The organism is Bacteroidota bacterium (assembly GCA_034439655.1).
In the GTDB taxonomy this organism is placed as follows: domain Bacteria; phylum Bacteroidota; class Bacteroidia; order UKL13-3; family UKL13-3; genus CANJUD01.
Window position 1 is genome coordinate 1 of sequence record JAWXAU010000144.1, and the last position, 15,425, is coordinate 15,425.

Annotated in this window: 11 protein-coding genes; 5 read left to right on the plus strand and 6 right to left on the minus strand. The window is 37.8% G+C overall.

Annotation, left to right across the window (positions count from 1 at the left end):
* Nucleotides 1-370: 370 nt before the first annotated feature.
* The 3 genes from SGJ10_10345 to prmC all read left to right on the plus strand — a co-directional run bounded on the left by SGJ10_10345 (nucleotide 371) and on the right by prmC (nucleotide 4,335).
* Nucleotides 371-1,894 carry an asparagine--tRNA ligase gene (locus SGJ10_10345; GenBank protein MDZ4758515.1) on the plus strand — a complete coding sequence of 508 codons (1,524 nt, stop codon included), beginning with the start codon at nucleotides 371-373 and terminating at the stop codon, nucleotides 1,892-1,894.
* 123 nt (nucleotides 1,895-2,017) lie between these two features.
* A complete protein-coding gene (gene lysA / locus SGJ10_10350; GenBank protein MDZ4758516.1) occupies nucleotides 2,018-3,250 on the plus strand; it encodes a diaminopimelate decarboxylase in 1,233 nt (410 codons plus the stop codon).
* Nucleotides 3,251-3,474: 224 nt separating this feature from the next.
* On the plus strand, nucleotides 3,475-4,335 hold the full coding sequence (prmC, locus tag SGJ10_10355) for a peptide chain release factor N(5)-glutamine methyltransferase (protein ID MDZ4758517.1): 861 nt from the start codon (nucleotides 3,475-3,477) through the stop codon (nucleotides 4,333-4,335).
* A 165-nt stretch (nucleotides 4,336-4,500) separates the two neighbouring features.
* Here the strand turns inward: prmC and SGJ10_10360 are convergent, their stop codons facing one another.
* Nucleotides 4,501-6,018, minus strand: a complete 1,518-nt coding sequence (locus SGJ10_10360) for an outer membrane beta-barrel protein (GenBank protein MDZ4758518.1) — start codon at nucleotides 6,016-6,018, stop codon at nucleotides 4,501-4,503.
* Nucleotides 6,011-6,586 (minus strand): sigma-70 family RNA polymerase sigma factor, encoded by a 576-nt coding sequence (locus tag SGJ10_10365; protein MDZ4758519.1) that lies wholly within the window; start codon nucleotides 6,584-6,586, stop codon nucleotides 6,011-6,013. The genes SGJ10_10360 and SGJ10_10365 overlap by 8 nt, the downstream gene beginning before the upstream one ends.
* Before the next feature lie 87 nt (nucleotides 6,587-6,673).
* Here SGJ10_10365 and SGJ10_10370 point away from each other — a divergent pair, with 87 nt between their 5' ends.
* A complete protein-coding gene (locus SGJ10_10370; protein ID MDZ4758520.1) occupies nucleotides 6,674-7,990 on the plus strand; it encodes a T9SS type A sorting domain-containing protein in 1,317 nt (438 codons plus the stop codon).
* On the opposite strand, the gene SGJ10_10375 is transcribed toward SGJ10_10370, so the two are convergent.
* Together SGJ10_10375 and SGJ10_10380 are read right to left on the minus strand one after the other, a co-directional pair.
* Complete coding sequence (locus SGJ10_10375; protein MDZ4758521.1) at nucleotides 7,987-9,876, minus strand: PAS domain S-box protein; 1,890 nt, start codon at nucleotides 9,874-9,876, stop codon at nucleotides 7,987-7,989. The genes SGJ10_10370 and SGJ10_10375 overlap by 4 nt on opposite strands.
* 25 nt (nucleotides 9,877-9,901) lie before the next feature.
* Nucleotides 9,902-10,930 carry an RluA family pseudouridine synthase gene (locus tag SGJ10_10380; GenBank protein MDZ4758522.1) on the minus strand — a complete coding sequence of 343 codons (1,029 nt, stop codon included), beginning with the start codon at nucleotides 10,928-10,930 and terminating at the stop codon, nucleotides 9,902-9,904.
* Nucleotides 10,931-11,047: 117 nt separating this feature from the next.
* On the opposite strand from SGJ10_10380, the gene SGJ10_10385 reads away from it, so the two are divergent.
* Complete coding sequence (locus SGJ10_10385) at nucleotides 11,048-11,731, plus strand: alpha/beta fold hydrolase (GenBank protein ID MDZ4758523.1); 684 nt, start codon at nucleotides 11,048-11,050, stop codon at nucleotides 11,729-11,731.
* A gap of 140 nt (nucleotides 11,732-11,871) precedes the next feature.
* Here SGJ10_10385 and SGJ10_10390 read toward each other — a convergent pair whose 3' ends face one another.
* The gene (locus tag SGJ10_10390; protein ID MDZ4758524.1) at nucleotides 11,872-12,858 is read right to left on the minus strand and encodes a cation diffusion facilitator family transporter; all 987 of its coding nucleotides are present in this window, start codon (nucleotides 12,856-12,858) and stop codon (nucleotides 11,872-11,874) included.
* Between the two features lie 73 nt (nucleotides 12,859-12,931).
* Nucleotides 12,932-15,259 carry a TonB-dependent receptor gene (locus SGJ10_10395; protein ID MDZ4758525.1) on the minus strand — a complete coding sequence of 776 codons (2,328 nt, stop codon included), beginning with the start codon at nucleotides 15,257-15,259 and terminating at the stop codon, nucleotides 12,932-12,934.
* Nucleotides 15,260-15,425: the final 166 nt, after the last annotated feature.

Below are 15,425 nucleotides of genomic sequence, written 5' to 3' on the forward strand. Positions count from 1 at the left end.
CCCGATAGTTATCGGAGTTCGCGGCGAGCGATACTACAATAAAATAAAGTGTCCGTTATAATTTGGCTTTTCTTATTTGAATTATGAAAGAGGTCTATTACCATTCTACAAACCAAATCCGCCACAGGTGGAGAACTATTTTAGTTTAAGAATTGGTATAAAGTATTATATTATTAATTAAGTCGTTTTACCTTTCGATAACGTTTGTTGTCCTCGTTGTAAATGAAAATATACTAATGTGGCCATTTACAAAAACTATTATCCCCATTCCATTAACCCAGAAATCTACACTTCGGCAATTCGTGACCCCAAATCCAATATCCAATATCCAATATCCCAACCCTAACTTTGCACCCCAATTTTCTCATCAATGAAAACCGTTTATATAAAAGATTTACTAAAGCACCAAAACCAAACAGTTACACTCGAAGGGTGGGTAGCCAACCGCCGTGATAGCAAAGGGCTCGTGTTCATTAACCTGCGAGATGGCTACGGAATGTGTCAATGCGTGGTGGATGCAAATAAGGTATTGCCAAGCGAATTTGAATGTGCAGGTAAGCTAGGTTTGGAAAGTTCGGTAAAGTTAACGGGCACTGTGGTGAAGGACGAAAAGCAAATTGGCGGCGTCGAGATTCAGGTAGTTACTTTGGAAGTATTATCATACGCCATCGATTATCCCATTGCAAAGAAAGAACATGGCGTTGAGTTCCTCATGGACAAGCGTCACTTATGGTTGCGTAGTCAGAGACAATGGGCCATCATGAGAATTAGAAACCGGATTATTTATAGCATACACCAGTTTTTTCAAGAGCAAGATTTTGTGCAAATGGATGCACCCATATTTACAGGAAATGCCTGCGAAGGAACTAGCAACTTATTCGAAACAGATTTCTTTGGCGAAACTGCCTACCTAAGCCAAAGCGGACAACTATATGGCGAAGCAATGGCTTTTGCCATGAACAAAATATATACTTTTGGCCCCACATTTCGTGCCGAGAAAAGTAAAACCCGTCGCCACCTTGCCGAGTTTTGGATGATAGAACCCGAGATGGCTTTTCATGATATATTCATGAACATGGATTTGATAGAAGCCATGCTCAAACGCAACGTTGGTGATGTATTGCGTGATTGCGATAAGGAACTCGATGTAATAGGCCGTGATAAAACTTTACTGCAAAACATTATAAAACCTTTTCCTCGCCTCACATACGATGAAGCAGTTCGCATCATTAAAGGGGAGCAAGATGTGAATGGTAAAAACGCCATCAAGTCATTAGAAGAGGACTTGGCTTATACCCACGAGCAAATTGGTATTATACAAAACGAAATAAGAGAACGTGAAGAAAAAATTGCATCTGGCAGCTTGAAAAAAGGTGAAATCAACTTTAACCAAAACAAAGTTGATACACTCAAGCAAACATTAAAAGATTTAGAGGAAGACGCCCGCAACATACCACAATGGCTTAGCAGTGCAAGGAATTTTGAATATGGAAACGATTTTGGCGGCAGCGACGAAACGGTGATCACCCGCTTGTTCGATGTGCCCATTATGGTATATAACTGGCCACATGCCGTAAAAGCTTTTTATCTAAAACGTGACCCCGAAGACGAACGTTTTGCCAGAGGTGTGGATGTGTTAGCACCCGAAGGTTATGGCGAAATAGTAGGAGGGGGCGAACGTGAAACCGATGTCGATTCCTTGGTTCAAAAAATTAAAGACCACGACTTGCCCATGGAAGCTTTCGAATGGTATTTAGATTTGCGTCGGTATGGTTCGGTAAAGCATGCAGGCTTTGGTCTAGGACTAGAAAGATTAGTATGCTGGGTATGCAAACTCCCTCACGTACGCGAAGCCATCCCATTCCCACGTATGGTAGGCAGAGTATTGCCCTAAGCCTTCGATAATCCCTATAGCCCTGCAAGCTTGCGGGGGGACAGACTGACATAAACAAAATATAAAATAAAATCCCGATAGCCCCGCTGCGGCGAGGGGAGTAAAATATAAAATAATCCTTGGATGGAATTAATAAATAACCAATACACCATAGGCGGAATACCAGCCTTGCAGATAGTAGAAGAATATGGGCAGCCCATATTTGTTTACGATGCTGCTAAAATTTCTTCACAATATCACCGCTTACAAAATGCATTTGTCGATTGCAAGGTGCAGATAAAGTATGCTTGCAAAGCACTCAACAACATCAATATATTAAAGCTATTAAAGAACGAAGGCTCGGGATTGGATGTGGTTTCCATCAATGAAGCCCATTTGGGTTTATTGGCAGGATTCGAACCACAACAAATATTGTTCACGCCTAACTGCGTTTCATTTGCCGAGATACAAGAAGCAGTGGAATTAGGAATTAGGATTAATATCGATAATATTAGTACACTCGAGCAGTTCGGGCATTTATATAAGGGAACCGTTCCCTGTTGCATTCGTATCAATCCACATATAGTAGCTGGTGGCAATGCTCATATACAAACGGGACATATCGATTCCAAGTTCGGAATCTCGATACATCAGATGCGTCATATTACCCGTGTGGTAAAGCAGGCAGGCATTTTTGTAAACGGACTGCACATGCACACAGGTAGCGATATTTTGGATGCAGGTGTATTTCTGCAAGGAGCCGATTTATTGTTTGAAGCCGCAAGCAACTTCCCCGATTTAGAATTCATTGACTTTGGTAGCGGATTTAAAGTTCCCTACAAAGATGGCGATATCACTACTGATATAGAAGCACTAGGCAAAGCAATAGGAGAGACCTTTAAACAATTTTGCAAAGAGTATGGTCGTGAATTAGAACTTTGGTTCGAGCCAGGTAAATTTATCGTGAGCGAATCGGGGCACCTGTTAGTGAATACAAACGTGGTAAAACAAACAACAGCTACAGTATTTGTAGGAGTAAACACTGGGCAAAACCATTTGATACGCCCCATGTTTTACGACGCTTACCATCGCATCGTTAATATATCGAACCCAACAGGTACACCGCGTATATATACCGTGGTTGGCTATATATGCGAAACCGATACTTTAGGCTGGGACCGTTCTATTGCTGAAGTAAGAGAAGGCGATGTATTGGCTATCTTAAACGCAGGTGCTTATGGATTTACGATGAGCAATAACTATAATGCACGTTTTCGTCCAGCAGAAATATTGGTGATGGACGGCAAAACACACCTCATACGCAAAGCAGAAACCATGGATGATTTAATGCGTAATGTTGTTGATATCGGATTGTAGTTATAAAACTCACGAAAACCGACCGCAGTTTTGCCAACGGTTGTGTGTTTCTTGTTAGTGGTTCCCGAAATAAATTCGGGGCCACCATATAAATTAAGATACTAATAACCGCAAACTAAATCCCACTTCAAAGTTCCGAAATGGACAACATATCGTTAACAGTAAACTAACTCCTAAGTCAAATTCCCGATAGGCCCCGATGGCTATCGGGTGATATATCGTCAATGTTCTCAAATACAACTCTCAAGTTTTGGTTCGATGAAATCCGCAAAGATTTGCTAGGTGAATATGTGGAAAACGAAGCCAATCAAATGGCGAAAATACTGCTTGAAGACCTTAGTATAATGAGGGTAAACGAGATTGCGACATCGCCCGATTTGGAACTCAGTTTTGCACAAATCAAACTAATTGAGGAGAGCCTTGCACGACTTTTACAACACGAACCCATTCAATACGTTACTGGCATTTCTGAATTTGCAGGATTGCAATTTGTGGTGAACAAACATGTCCTCATCCCCCGACCTGAAACTGAGGAATTAATTAATTGGATTAAGCAAGATTTCAAAGGCTCTGCAAATCAAAACCTAAAATGCATAGACCTTGGAACAGGAAGCGGAATTATCCCTATCACTTTACAATATGACAATCCCAATTGGGATTTTACCGCAGTTGATCTATCAAAAGACGCTTTACAAGTAGCATCCAATAATGCTGCAAAGCACAAGGCGAATATAATATTTATGCAAGAGGACATCTTAGGTCCGAAACAGGAATATGGTTTATATGATATCATTATTTCAAACCCACCTTATGTAACGGAAGCGGATAAAAACGCAATGCAAAAAAATGTGTTGGACTTTGAACCACATTCCGCTCTATTTGTTACCGATGGCGATCCCTTGCAGTTTTATAAAGCTATCATACAATTCGCACAAAAACATTTAAAAACTGAAGGATTTATATACTGCGAAATTCACGAAGATTATCATTCGCAAACCAAAGACTTGTTCGAAAAGTATTATACCCAAGTAGAATTAAAACAAGACATCCACGGCAAATACCGCATGATTAAGGCGAGTATATAGTTTATACCAATTCTTAAACTATAATAGTTCTCGGCCTGATGCGGATTAGTTTTTAAAATGGTAATAACGAACTACATCCCGAATGCCCCGCTTAATCCCGATCATTATCGGGATGCGGGGGGATTAGTCCCCTTTTTTTTGACTATTATATATTGAGTTTCGGTATTAATCTATATGAAACTTAATTCCTCCGTTAATAGATAGTGAATTGATAAACTGTTGCTGTGCAGCATTGCCCATCAACGAACTAATATTATATTTATAGCATCCTTCTGCAAATATACTTAGCTCATGTTTTATCTGATAATTGACCCCTGCACCCAATAACAAAGAAGCACCAACCCTGTTTGCAGATAATTGATTTGGAGCACCAAGAGCTTCCAACTGATGCGAAACAGGTGATAACGCACTTCCACTTTGCGACCCCAATAATTGTAAAACTCCGCCAGCTTTCATAAAATAATTAGACCGTTTATCACTAAAATTAAACCCAAAAGCTAGAGGGATATCAATATAATTAACTCTATATTGACTTTGAGCATTTATCTTATAAGAATAGGTGGTATCAAATATATGGTTTCCTTGCGGGGTGGTAGAGTCCTGCACTGAATATATACTATGCTGATAATCGCCTTTAAAACTATAGGAGCTATATCCAAAACCAAACTGTACAAAAAGTAGACGACCAAATTGGCGTATGGCAAATGCTTGGGAATTATAAGAAATAGCACGAACTTCATCATCTTTTCTAAATTGATTATATAATAGATCTGTTGAGTTTCCTTTGAAACGAACACTAGGAAAGTCAAAACCCACAGAAGCACCAAATTTCCAATTGGATTCCTCATTGTTCATATCAGTTTCGCTGGTATACATAAAATAAGTTGGGCCACGCCACCATTTGCCATCTCTGCCTGTGGCCACGGTTTTACTTTCCTCCTTTTTCCTGATATTTGGAGATGCTGTTATTGCAGTATCTGGAACTGGTGAAACGCCATTTTTTTCAAGCTCTGTATTTGTAGCAGGCACAATATTTTTCAATGATTTATCAGCTAATTGATCGTAGCTTTTTACAATATTATTGTTGACTACGTTATTGGTTTTTAAAATTTCATTTGATTTGAGCGTATTTGCAGAGGCCTTAATGATAGTAGGTAATTTAGCTGTGGGCGTATATTTTCTTGGGTTTGAATTAACAGCAAGATTATTGCCCTTTCTATTAGCAATAATATTTTGATTAGCTTCCTCAATAAGATTATTATTTTTTTGTTTAGTTTGATGCGTGCTTGTATTGTTCGATTCTTGCTCGGGTTGTGCAACTGCGGGTTTACTTGATTGCCCCACCATCGAACTTGTATTTGAATCACCATTATACAACCATACCAAAGAACTGCAGCTTCCTATGAGCAACAAGAGGAGCAGAGACCAACTCATATATTTCTTTTGCTGACGTCGACTATTGATATGCACCAATACATTTTGCCATACTTTTTCATTGGGTTGAGCTTCAAAGTTTTTAAATTCTTTGCTATATATATGTTCGGGAGTTACTTCATGGCTTGGATTATTCGTGAGGTTATTGACCTGCCTTTGCTGCAAAATCTTGTCCCACAAATCATTCTTGGGCTGTTGCTCAAAGCCCTCGAATCCTTCCTTGAATAAATCTTCTATATTTTTATTCATATTCGGCTAAATATTGTTGTTCTAATAATTTCTTTAAATAATTCCGGGCTTTAAAATATTGTGTTTTGCTGGTATTCTCCGTAAAACCTAGCATTTGCGATATCTCTTTATGGTTATAACCTTCTATGGCAAACATATTAAACACTAATTTATATCCGTCAGGAAGCATATTGATTAATTTGAGTAAGTCTTGTGCCTGAAGATTTTGCCCTACATTTTCATAATGCTGTCCAATATCCTCATTCAGATTGTTTATGTCTTCTTCAAACGCTGTTTTCTTATTTCTGTTATAAAAAGTAATGGCCGTGTTCACCATTATTCTTGCTATCCATCCTTCTAAAGGGCAATCGAACCTGAAATTTTTAAGGTGGTCGAAAACCTTTATAAAACCTTCCTGCACTACGTCTTCGGCCTCCTCTCTGCTTTTAACATAACGCAAACTTAGCCCCATCATTTTGCCACAATACTTGCGGTATAGTTTCTCTTGGAAAATCACATTTTCTAAAAGACATCCATCCACAAGTTCCTTGTCGTCCATATCAAATAATTTAGGGGCTACAAAAAACATGACCTAACAAAGGAACAAAAAGTTGCCTGTATAAAAAAATTTTTTTTTGTTTGAAATTCTTTGTACATTTGACTCGATAAAACTACCATGAAAAAGTCTATCAGCTTCATTTTACTGGTGTTTGGCCTATCTTTGGCTAAGTCGTCCTTTGGGCAATGTGAAAAGATATTTGCTGTAAATAACGTTAAAATTCTTGATTGTGGCCAAATCCAATTCAAATATAAAATTGAAAAAGGCAATGGAGCTATTCAGTTTGAGTGGTTTATTGACAATCATATTTTGATGAACAATAATGATTTCACACTAAAATATTCGGGCAAACGTTGGATTCCTTATACGATACATATCTGGAACGATTGCAGTGATTTTAAACAATACGATTCTATTTTTATAAACTATGAACAGGTATCTGTAATGGCGGCTCATGAACTTCAAAATTGTACGGATGCCAAATTCCACTTTATCAGTTCCAATCAAAACCAATTGCCGCAATTTTATGAATGGTCAGGCGACGACGGTTTTTTAAAAACCAATGAATGGGAACCTACGCACACTTATCCAGGCCCAGGAACCTATAAGTACACGCTTAAATACTTGGCAGAAGGGGCTTGTGACTATTCCTATTTTCATGGGGTTGTTACTATTAAAAATACCGCAACTGCAATTGCTGGCGATGACAAGACATTATGCATGTATAACGGGGAACAATTACTCTCAGGAATACCTGTTGGCGGCACATGGTCGGGAAATGGCGTTGATGGGAATGCCTTCGACCCGCAAAAAGCTGGTGTAGGCAAACATGAGCTACTATATACGACCCACGAAAATCAATGCGAGGCAAAAGATAAAGTTATATTTACAGTAAAAGATATAAATCCTGATTTTACTGCTGACGTTGTTGAGGGAATTGCTCCCTTAGTCGTTAATTTCAACAGTAAACTTAATAATAATCAATTTGTGTCTTGGGATTTTGGTGATGCAAACTCAAGCACTCTGAACAATTCTAATTTACCCAATCCTCTGCATATATATACCGAACCAGGTTTGTACAATGTGATTTTGAAAATTGATGATTTTGAAACTGGTTGCAGCGGTGAACGTATATACAAAAAGCTGATTAGGGTTTCAGAAAAGAATCAGCATAATATTATTATTAATCGTGGCTTGGCTATTTACCCCAATCCAACCAAAGGAGAATTTAAGTTTGTAGTAGAGAAAGACCAGAATGTAAACTACAATATTGACATCATTACTTTGAACGGACAATTGGTAACTTCATCGGGCTATATGTCTTTAGCTACAACCGAAATGAATTTGTCAAACCTGCCTAGCGGAATGTATTTGGTAAGAGTGAAGATGGATAATGGGAAAGCACTTACAGGTAAATTAGTTCTGATGAACTAAACCAACTGCACCTTATTAGGTAGTATTATTTCAAAAGTGGTGCCTTGGCCATAATTCGAATCAACATTTATTTGCCCATTCATTTTACTGATAATTTCTCGTACCATATAAAGACCAAGTCCTGTTCCTTGACTTAATTCGGTAGCCCTAAAGAACATTTTAAAAATCCTATCCACATATTCTTTTTCAATACCTATCCCATTGTCCGCTATACGAATTAAGGCATTTTCACTATCTATATGGATATTGATGTTTATATAATTATGAGGTTTACCGAAATCAGTGTATTTGATAGCATTAGAAATGAAGTTATTAAACAAAATGCCGATTAAATATCGGTCACCGATATAGTCTACCTCTTTCTGTATGGAAATAGTGGTGTTTATTTTATCAAAGTTGGGCAGAAACCTAAGTTGGTCAAACTTGTCGTTTATAATAGTTTCAAAATCCACAACCAATCTTTCGGGTTCATTGTGACTTATTTTGTGATACTCGATGATGTCTTTAATTACATTGTCCAATTTGGTCAATTGGTTTTTCATCATGTTCACATATATATTGTTTGGGTCGTCTTCACCATTCAGTTCAAACAAGTTTGTGAGGCCCATCACAGAAGTAATAGGAGAGCGAAGGTCATGAGAAGTCCGATATACCAGTGTGTTTAACTCTTCGATAATTTTTTGGAGGTGGTCGTTTTTTGAATTCAATTCCTCTTGGGTATTCACCATATCAGTGATATCTGAAAGGATTCCGATTAAATAACTTGGGCGGCCTTTTTTATCTTTTACAACCCCAGCCGTAAGCTCACCATATAAAGTATTGCCATCTTTTTTAATATAACGCTTTCGCAATTTATAAGTGTCAATCTCACCATTAATTGCTTTTGTCTTCAATTCATTGTGCAAAGACATGTCATCTATGTGGCTAATACCTGGAATAGTCTTTTCTTTCAATTCTTCTAAAGTATAGCCTAACAATTTCACCCATGAATCGTTAACTGAAATTACATTCCAATCGAAATCAACAATGGCTACACCTGATGGATTACGCTCGAACAAGTTCTTAAACCTTTCCTTGTCTTCTATCACTTGCTCCATCATATTATATTGCTCTGTAATATCTTTAAAGATGATTACCACATGGTCAGGATGCACTTCACTAAATTTATATATATGTATATCTAAAACACAAGGAGAAAAATCGAATCGCAAGGTATGGAAAGTAGTACGCAACTTGCCGAGCCTTTTAGCTTCGGAGATGTTATGCTCCATAAAGGTGGTTGTCTTTGTGCCATCAGGTTGAAAATGTGGTTGGTTCACAGTTACCTCAAAGTTTAAAAACTCCTCTCTGCGGCATTTAAATATTTCGAGCACCCGTTCATTGCAGTCCAAGTTTTTATATTCTGTAGAATCAAACAATACAATACCATCCAAATTATTGTTGAACAGATGTTTGTAAAATACATCCTTTTCTTGTTTCTGTTTTTCGTTCTCAATAATTTGGGTCACATCCACTGCGGTACAAAAGATAAGCTTATCATAACCCAGATAGTTTTTAATGATATCTTTGGTAATTCTGAAATAGCGAATTTCACCACTTTCCAAAGGTATTTCCACAACAGGGAATTCAATCTTACCCTCTTTAGACAAAACTTCAATATCCTGTTTCAGAAAAGTATCAAGCAACTCAAAATTCTCCAAGAAATCTTCATCTGTTCGACCTATAAAATATTCCGGTGGTCTCTTTTGAAAAGTAGCAAAGTTTTTATTCACCATCACATACCTAAAGAATTTGTCTTTAAAAAAGGTATAGTTAGGCGACAAGTCCATTAGTACTTGCACCTGTTCCTTTACTTCTTCATACAATAAGGTATCTCCATTTAGCATAAGAGGCTGCTAAATTAATACAAAATTACTTATTATGAGCTATATAATTCCTCCATTTGTCCATTACTCCTGCAAAATCTATCGGAAGTTCACTTTCAAAAATTAAATGCTCGTGCGTGGTGGGATGAATAAAACCAAGCATTTTTGCATGCAAAGCTTGGCGAGGTATTATATTAAAACAGTTATCAATGAATTGATTATATTTTGCAAAAGTGGTACCTTTCAAAATTTTATCGCCTCCATAAGTGGCGTCATTAAATAAGGGGTGACCCAAATATTTCATGTGTGCTCTAATTTGATGGGTACGCCCTGTTTCCAGTTGGCATTCTATCAATGTTACATAATGGAAACGTTCAAGCACCGTATAATGCGTGATTGCTTCTTTACCATAGTCGCCATCGGGGAATACTTGCATAATGCGTCGGTCTTTGAGGTTATGCCCTATATGACCTACCACTGTGCCTTTATCTTGTTCCACATCGCCCCATACCAATGCTATATATTTACGGTTGATACTATGGTCGAAAAACTGACGTGCCAAATGGCTCATCGCAATTTCTGTTTTGGCCACCACCAATATGCCTGATGTATCTTTATCTATCCGATGTACTAATCCTGGGCGAATCTCTCCGTTTCTGTGTGTGGGAAGATTTTGAAAATGATATACCAATGCATTTACCAAAGTACCATGGTAATTATTATATCCAGGGTGTACCACCATGCCAGCAGCTTTATTCACTAATAATAATTGATCGTCTTCGTATACAATATTAAGTGGTATATTTTCGGGGATTAACTCAGTGTCGCGAGGTGGGTTGGGTAGCACAATGCTGAGTTTATCAGCAGGTTTTACTTTATAGCTAGATTTTACTGGCTTGCCATTTATGATAATAGAACCTGCATCGGCTGCGGCCTGTATTTTAGTACGACTGGCATTCTGGATTTTGTGCATCAGGAACTTGTCCACCCGCAATGCACTTTGCCCATTGTCGACTATAATACTAAAGTGCTCAAAAAGTTCGGGTTGTTCTTCTATAATTTCAAGCTCGTCCATAATATGTGGCAAAGGTAGGTCTTGTGAGTCTGAGTTTATCGAAGACGGCATGGAAAGTATGATTCTAGTTTGTCCACCTTTCGATAAACTCAGGATGACAAACTGTATTTTTGCCCCATGCAAAATTTAATATTGGTTCATGGAGCCTTGGGCTCATCAAACTCATGGCAACATATCGTTACGCATTTGGAAGAACATTATTATATACACAATATCAATTTGCCAGGTCATGGTGCATCTTTAGAGCCAATGAAAGAAACTAATTTGAAATATTTCAGCGATTATATATTGAATTATACGGAAGGAAATAGGTTGAACGATTATATAATGGCAGGGTATAGTATGGGTGGATATTTGGGATTGTATATGGCAGCCAATCACTATAAAGGTTTGCAAAAACTATATACAATTGCCACCAAAATGTTGTGGGATGACGCAATTGCCAACAAAGAAGCAATGAAACTTGACTATAATACTGTAAGTGAAAAAGCACCACAATTTTTAACCATGCAACAAAATGCTCATCCAAATAACTGGCCTTATATATTATCCGATACTCAAAATATATTACAACAGATTGGACAAAATCCTATTACAACGGCTCATTTAAATGCTATACAAATTCCAGTACAAATGTGTGTGGGAAATAAAGACCACATGGTTACACAAGAAGAAACCTTGCAAGCCGCTGCTGAAATTTTAAATTCAAGTTATATAATTCTTGACGAACAACCACATATTATAGAAAAAATGAACGGCGAGATTGTTGCAGAATCTATTAAGAAATTTGCGGGATTATAATATATTATACCATTTCTTAAACTATAATAGTTCTCCGCCTGGGGCGGATTAGCTTTTAGAATGGTAATGCCGAACTACATCCCGAAAGCATTCGGGATTAGTCCCCCTTTTTTTGGACTATTATATATTAAGTTTCGGTATCAACCCATCCTATGTTTATTATTACTCGACATATTTTCAATATCCCAGTCAATTATTTTCACACATTCATGTTTGCGTTCAGGGCAATCGGGTAGAGTGCATATTTTACAGGAGAAATCAAGGCAGCCATCGGTATGCACAAACATTTCCACGCTAGGACCGAAATTTTCCTTTATTAATAAATCTAGATGATCAATTTCTCTGTGGGCTTCATGCACATTATAATACCAAGGCACCGTAAGGTGGCAATCTAAATGCAAAGTGCCTCCATATTTAATAATGCGTAGGTTATGCAAATCGACCCATGCTTCCCGTCTGTTGGTTTGCAATACATTTACTACTTGGTTCAATAATTTGTGATCGGCTTCGTCCATAATTCCTGCCACAGAACCACGTAATATTTTATAGCCAGATACTATAATGATAAATGCAAATAGTATTGCTACTATACTATCAATCCAAGTATAATGAAATATATAAATTAAAATAAGTCCTACTATGATACCTATAGTTGCATAGGTGTCTGACTGCATGTGTTTACCTGTGGCTTCTAATGCTACGGACTTATTTTTCTTCCCTTTTTTGATAGCATAATAACCCATTAAATAATTAATCACGGCAGTAAAAATTACCAGATAAATACCATAATCCAATCGACTAATTTCGTGTGGGTGTTGCAGGTTATTGATGCCTTCATATATAATTAAGAAACCCGATACCACCATTAAAGTTCCTTCGATAGCCGCAGAAAGAAACTCTACTTTGCCATGACCATAAGGATGGTTTGTATCACGAGGAAGGGACGACAAATATAAACTATAAAGTCCTACAAGTCCACTCACCACATTAATAGTATACTCAAGTGCATCGGTAAGAATGGCGACCGAACTGGTGAGGTACCATGCAAGAATTTTAATCGCAAAAAGTATGATAGTAATCGCTACCAGCTTTTTTTGTATATTATAGTTTTCGGCTGTTCGGTTCATTTTAACCTATATACACTAATCTCATAAAAAATATAAAATTCTAAATATAATCCGCGGCGGATAAAATATTCCTTTACCATCCAAATGCCACACTCACTGTGGGCATAATCGGCAACTGATTTACCCTCTTGTATTTTACCCTATCAAAATAGAATATATTTTTTCGATCATATACATTGGTGCAGCCCACATTCACATTCAGGTACTTTTGATGTTTCATATTATGTCTCCAATCCACACTAATATCCAAACGGTGATACCACGGTAAGCGGCCACCACCAATTTGTGCATATTGAATTCCCAAAGTGCCATTTGCATTTGCATAATTGCTACTAATTCCATTAGTAAAATCAATCTTCTCGTAGAACCCTTGTGTTTGCGTGAAGGGAAATCCGGAACCTAGATTCCACCGTGCATTAAATAGTACCCGATTGGTATTGGTTTGGTATTTATAACTCAACAATAAATTAATATTATGCCTACGGTCGAAGGTAGGGAAATACTGGCGAACACCATCATAACGGGTAACATAGGTAAGCGAATATACCGACCAGAAATACCAGTGTTTATTTTCCCATACATATTTAAAATCGAGTCCTTGTGCATAGCCATTTTCTATAATATAATCCATACGCAATTGTTCTGGCTTATTCTGATTTTTTTCGCTGTTATCATATATTTTATCACGGTTCACATTGGTGAGTTGTCCAAAGGTTTTGCGGTATGCTTCAATGCTCAAATTACTTTTGCGTGTTAAGTCAATATCCCAACCAATAAGTATATGATCCGATTTCTGAAGACGTGAAGTAACAGGTTTGCCATCAAAAGTTTTTGGTAAGTCTTCAGGACTGCTCAAGAAACCGTAGAATAAGTTCACCACATCTCTATCGCTCACTGCCGACATCAAGTTTTGAGAATAATGACCTGCCGCAAATTTCAATCTCATATAACTGGTAATATCATACTTGCCTTGGAAACGTGGCTCCAATGAAGAGTTTCCCAGCGACGCATAATATTGCATTCGCAAGCCAGGTTCCAATAAAAATTTACGCCAACGACGCTTGTACTTTGCATATAAGCAAAGCTCGGTACTAAAGTTCACTTGTTCTATCAATCTATCAGCACTATTATACGTATGAAAATCGGTTGCGAACCCATTGGTCTCGATGCCATATTTTAATTCATCGGCACTAAAAAAATAGGTAAAGTTAATGGCGGCATTAAAACCATCAATACTACTATAGCGTGGCTTTTGGTCAGTCTCTAGTTGCTGCATTTTGTAGCTGCTATAACCAAGCACGCCATTAATAACACTTGAATTCCCTTCAGGTATCATCAGGAAATTAAGATTACCGCCCCACGAGTCCCAAGCAAAATGGGTAGAACCAGGAAAACTAGTTCGGTCGCTAAACTTAAAAGTAGAAAAATTAAGTTTGCTGCCACCCGCCGCAGTCATATTCAGTTTACCAAAAAAATCTTGAAAAGAATAGGGGAGTGAGCCCTGCTCTTTTACAGCATAAGGATACAATTTGGGAGCACTTTGGTTGAGGTAAGAGTTACGATAACTTACCAAAAACGAAGAGCTTCCTTCGCCAGGTTTATACTTTTTAAGCGGGCCTTCAAATATGACTTTGGCCACAAAAGGCCCAGCAGAAGCCTTGCCCGAAAAATTCTTTTTATTGCCATCGCGGGTAGTCACATCAACCACAGCACCTATGCGGCCACCATATTGCACATTGAATGCTGCTGAGTGTACTTCTATATCTTTCATAATATCGCCATCGAAAACAGAATATAAGCCAATGGAATGGAATGGATTATATATAGTCATGCCATCGAGCAACATTTTGTTCATTACAGGCGAACCCCCACGAATATATAATTGCCCACCTTGGTCGCCACTGCTCACCACACCTGGAAGTATTTGAAGATATTGCACCAAATCGGGCTCGCCGCCCACCGAGGGCAATCGTGGAAATTCTTTTTTCGGGTCAATTTTTATAACACCTATATCAACTTTATTGCTGTCTTTTTTTTGACCACGTTTGGCGTTTACATCTACTACCTCCATTATTTTTGCTTGGGGTTTTAGATATATACTGATATTGTTGGCCCTATCTCCTTTAACGGTGATGTTTATTTCATAAATATCGAATCCTGAAGCCTCTGCTATAAGGTTATAATCGCCAATTTTTACTTTGCCAAAGTTATAAATACCATTCTTATCAGAGGCTGCTTGCAACTTGGTGCCGCTAAGCTTCACCACCACGTTTTCTAAGCTGGTGCCATCATCGGCATTTACAACTGTACCCCTCAAATCGCCCGATTGGCTAAAGGAGGAAGAAAATATTAGGAATAGGGAAAATGAAAATATCGTTTTCTTGAGTATATCTGTTCGCATAAAAAGTGTTGCAAATTAAGGCTTGTTTGGTTTGCCCACAACTTTGTAATAACAGAAAAACCTGTAAAATGGTTGCACTAAAAAATCTTCATAAATCATTCCGCCGCCAGCGGACGTTTATCCTTGTTCTTTAATTCTTTTTTCTTTATCCTCTATACTTGAAAGG

Bases quoted from the DNA above. Each gene is read 5' to 3' on its own strand.
- SGJ10_10370 (MDZ4758520.1), top strand. From the start codon at position 6,674: ATGAAAAAGTCTATCAGCTTCATTTTACTGGTGTTTGGCCTATCTTTG.
- SGJ10_10390 (MDZ4758524.1), bottom strand. From the start codon at position 12,858: ATGAACCGAACAGCCGAAAACTATAATATACAAAAAAAGCTGGTAGCG.
- SGJ10_10375 (MDZ4758521.1), bottom strand. From the start codon at position 9,876: ATGCTAAATGGAGATACCTTATTGTATGAAGAAGTAAAGGAACAGGTG.
- SGJ10_10365 (MDZ4758519.1), bottom strand. From the start codon at position 6,586: ATGTTTTTTGTAGCCCCTAAATTATTTGATATGGACGACAAGGAACTT.
- SGJ10_10360 (MDZ4758518.1), bottom strand. From the start codon at position 6,018: ATGAATAAAAATATAGAAGATTTATTCAAGGAAGGATTCGAGGGCTTT.
- SGJ10_10385 (MDZ4758523.1), top strand. From the start codon at position 11,048: ATGCAAAATTTAATATTGGTTCATGGAGCCTTGGGCTCATCAAACTCA.
- SGJ10_10395 (MDZ4758525.1), bottom strand. From the start codon at position 15,259: ATGCGAACAGATATACTCAAGAAAACGATATTTTCATTTTCCCTATTC.
- prmC (MDZ4758517.1), top strand. From the start codon at position 3,475: ATGTTCTCAAATACAACTCTCAAGTTTTGGTTCGATGAAATCCGCAAA.
- lysA (MDZ4758516.1), top strand. From the start codon at position 2,018: ATGGAATTAATAAATAACCAATACACCATAGGCGGAATACCAGCCTTG.
- SGJ10_10345 (MDZ4758515.1), top strand. From the start codon at position 371: ATGAAAACCGTTTATATAAAAGATTTACTAAAGCACCAAAACCAAACA.
- SGJ10_10380 (MDZ4758522.1), bottom strand. From the start codon at position 10,930: ATGGACGAGCTTGAAATTATAGAAGAACAACCCGAACTTTTTGAGCAC.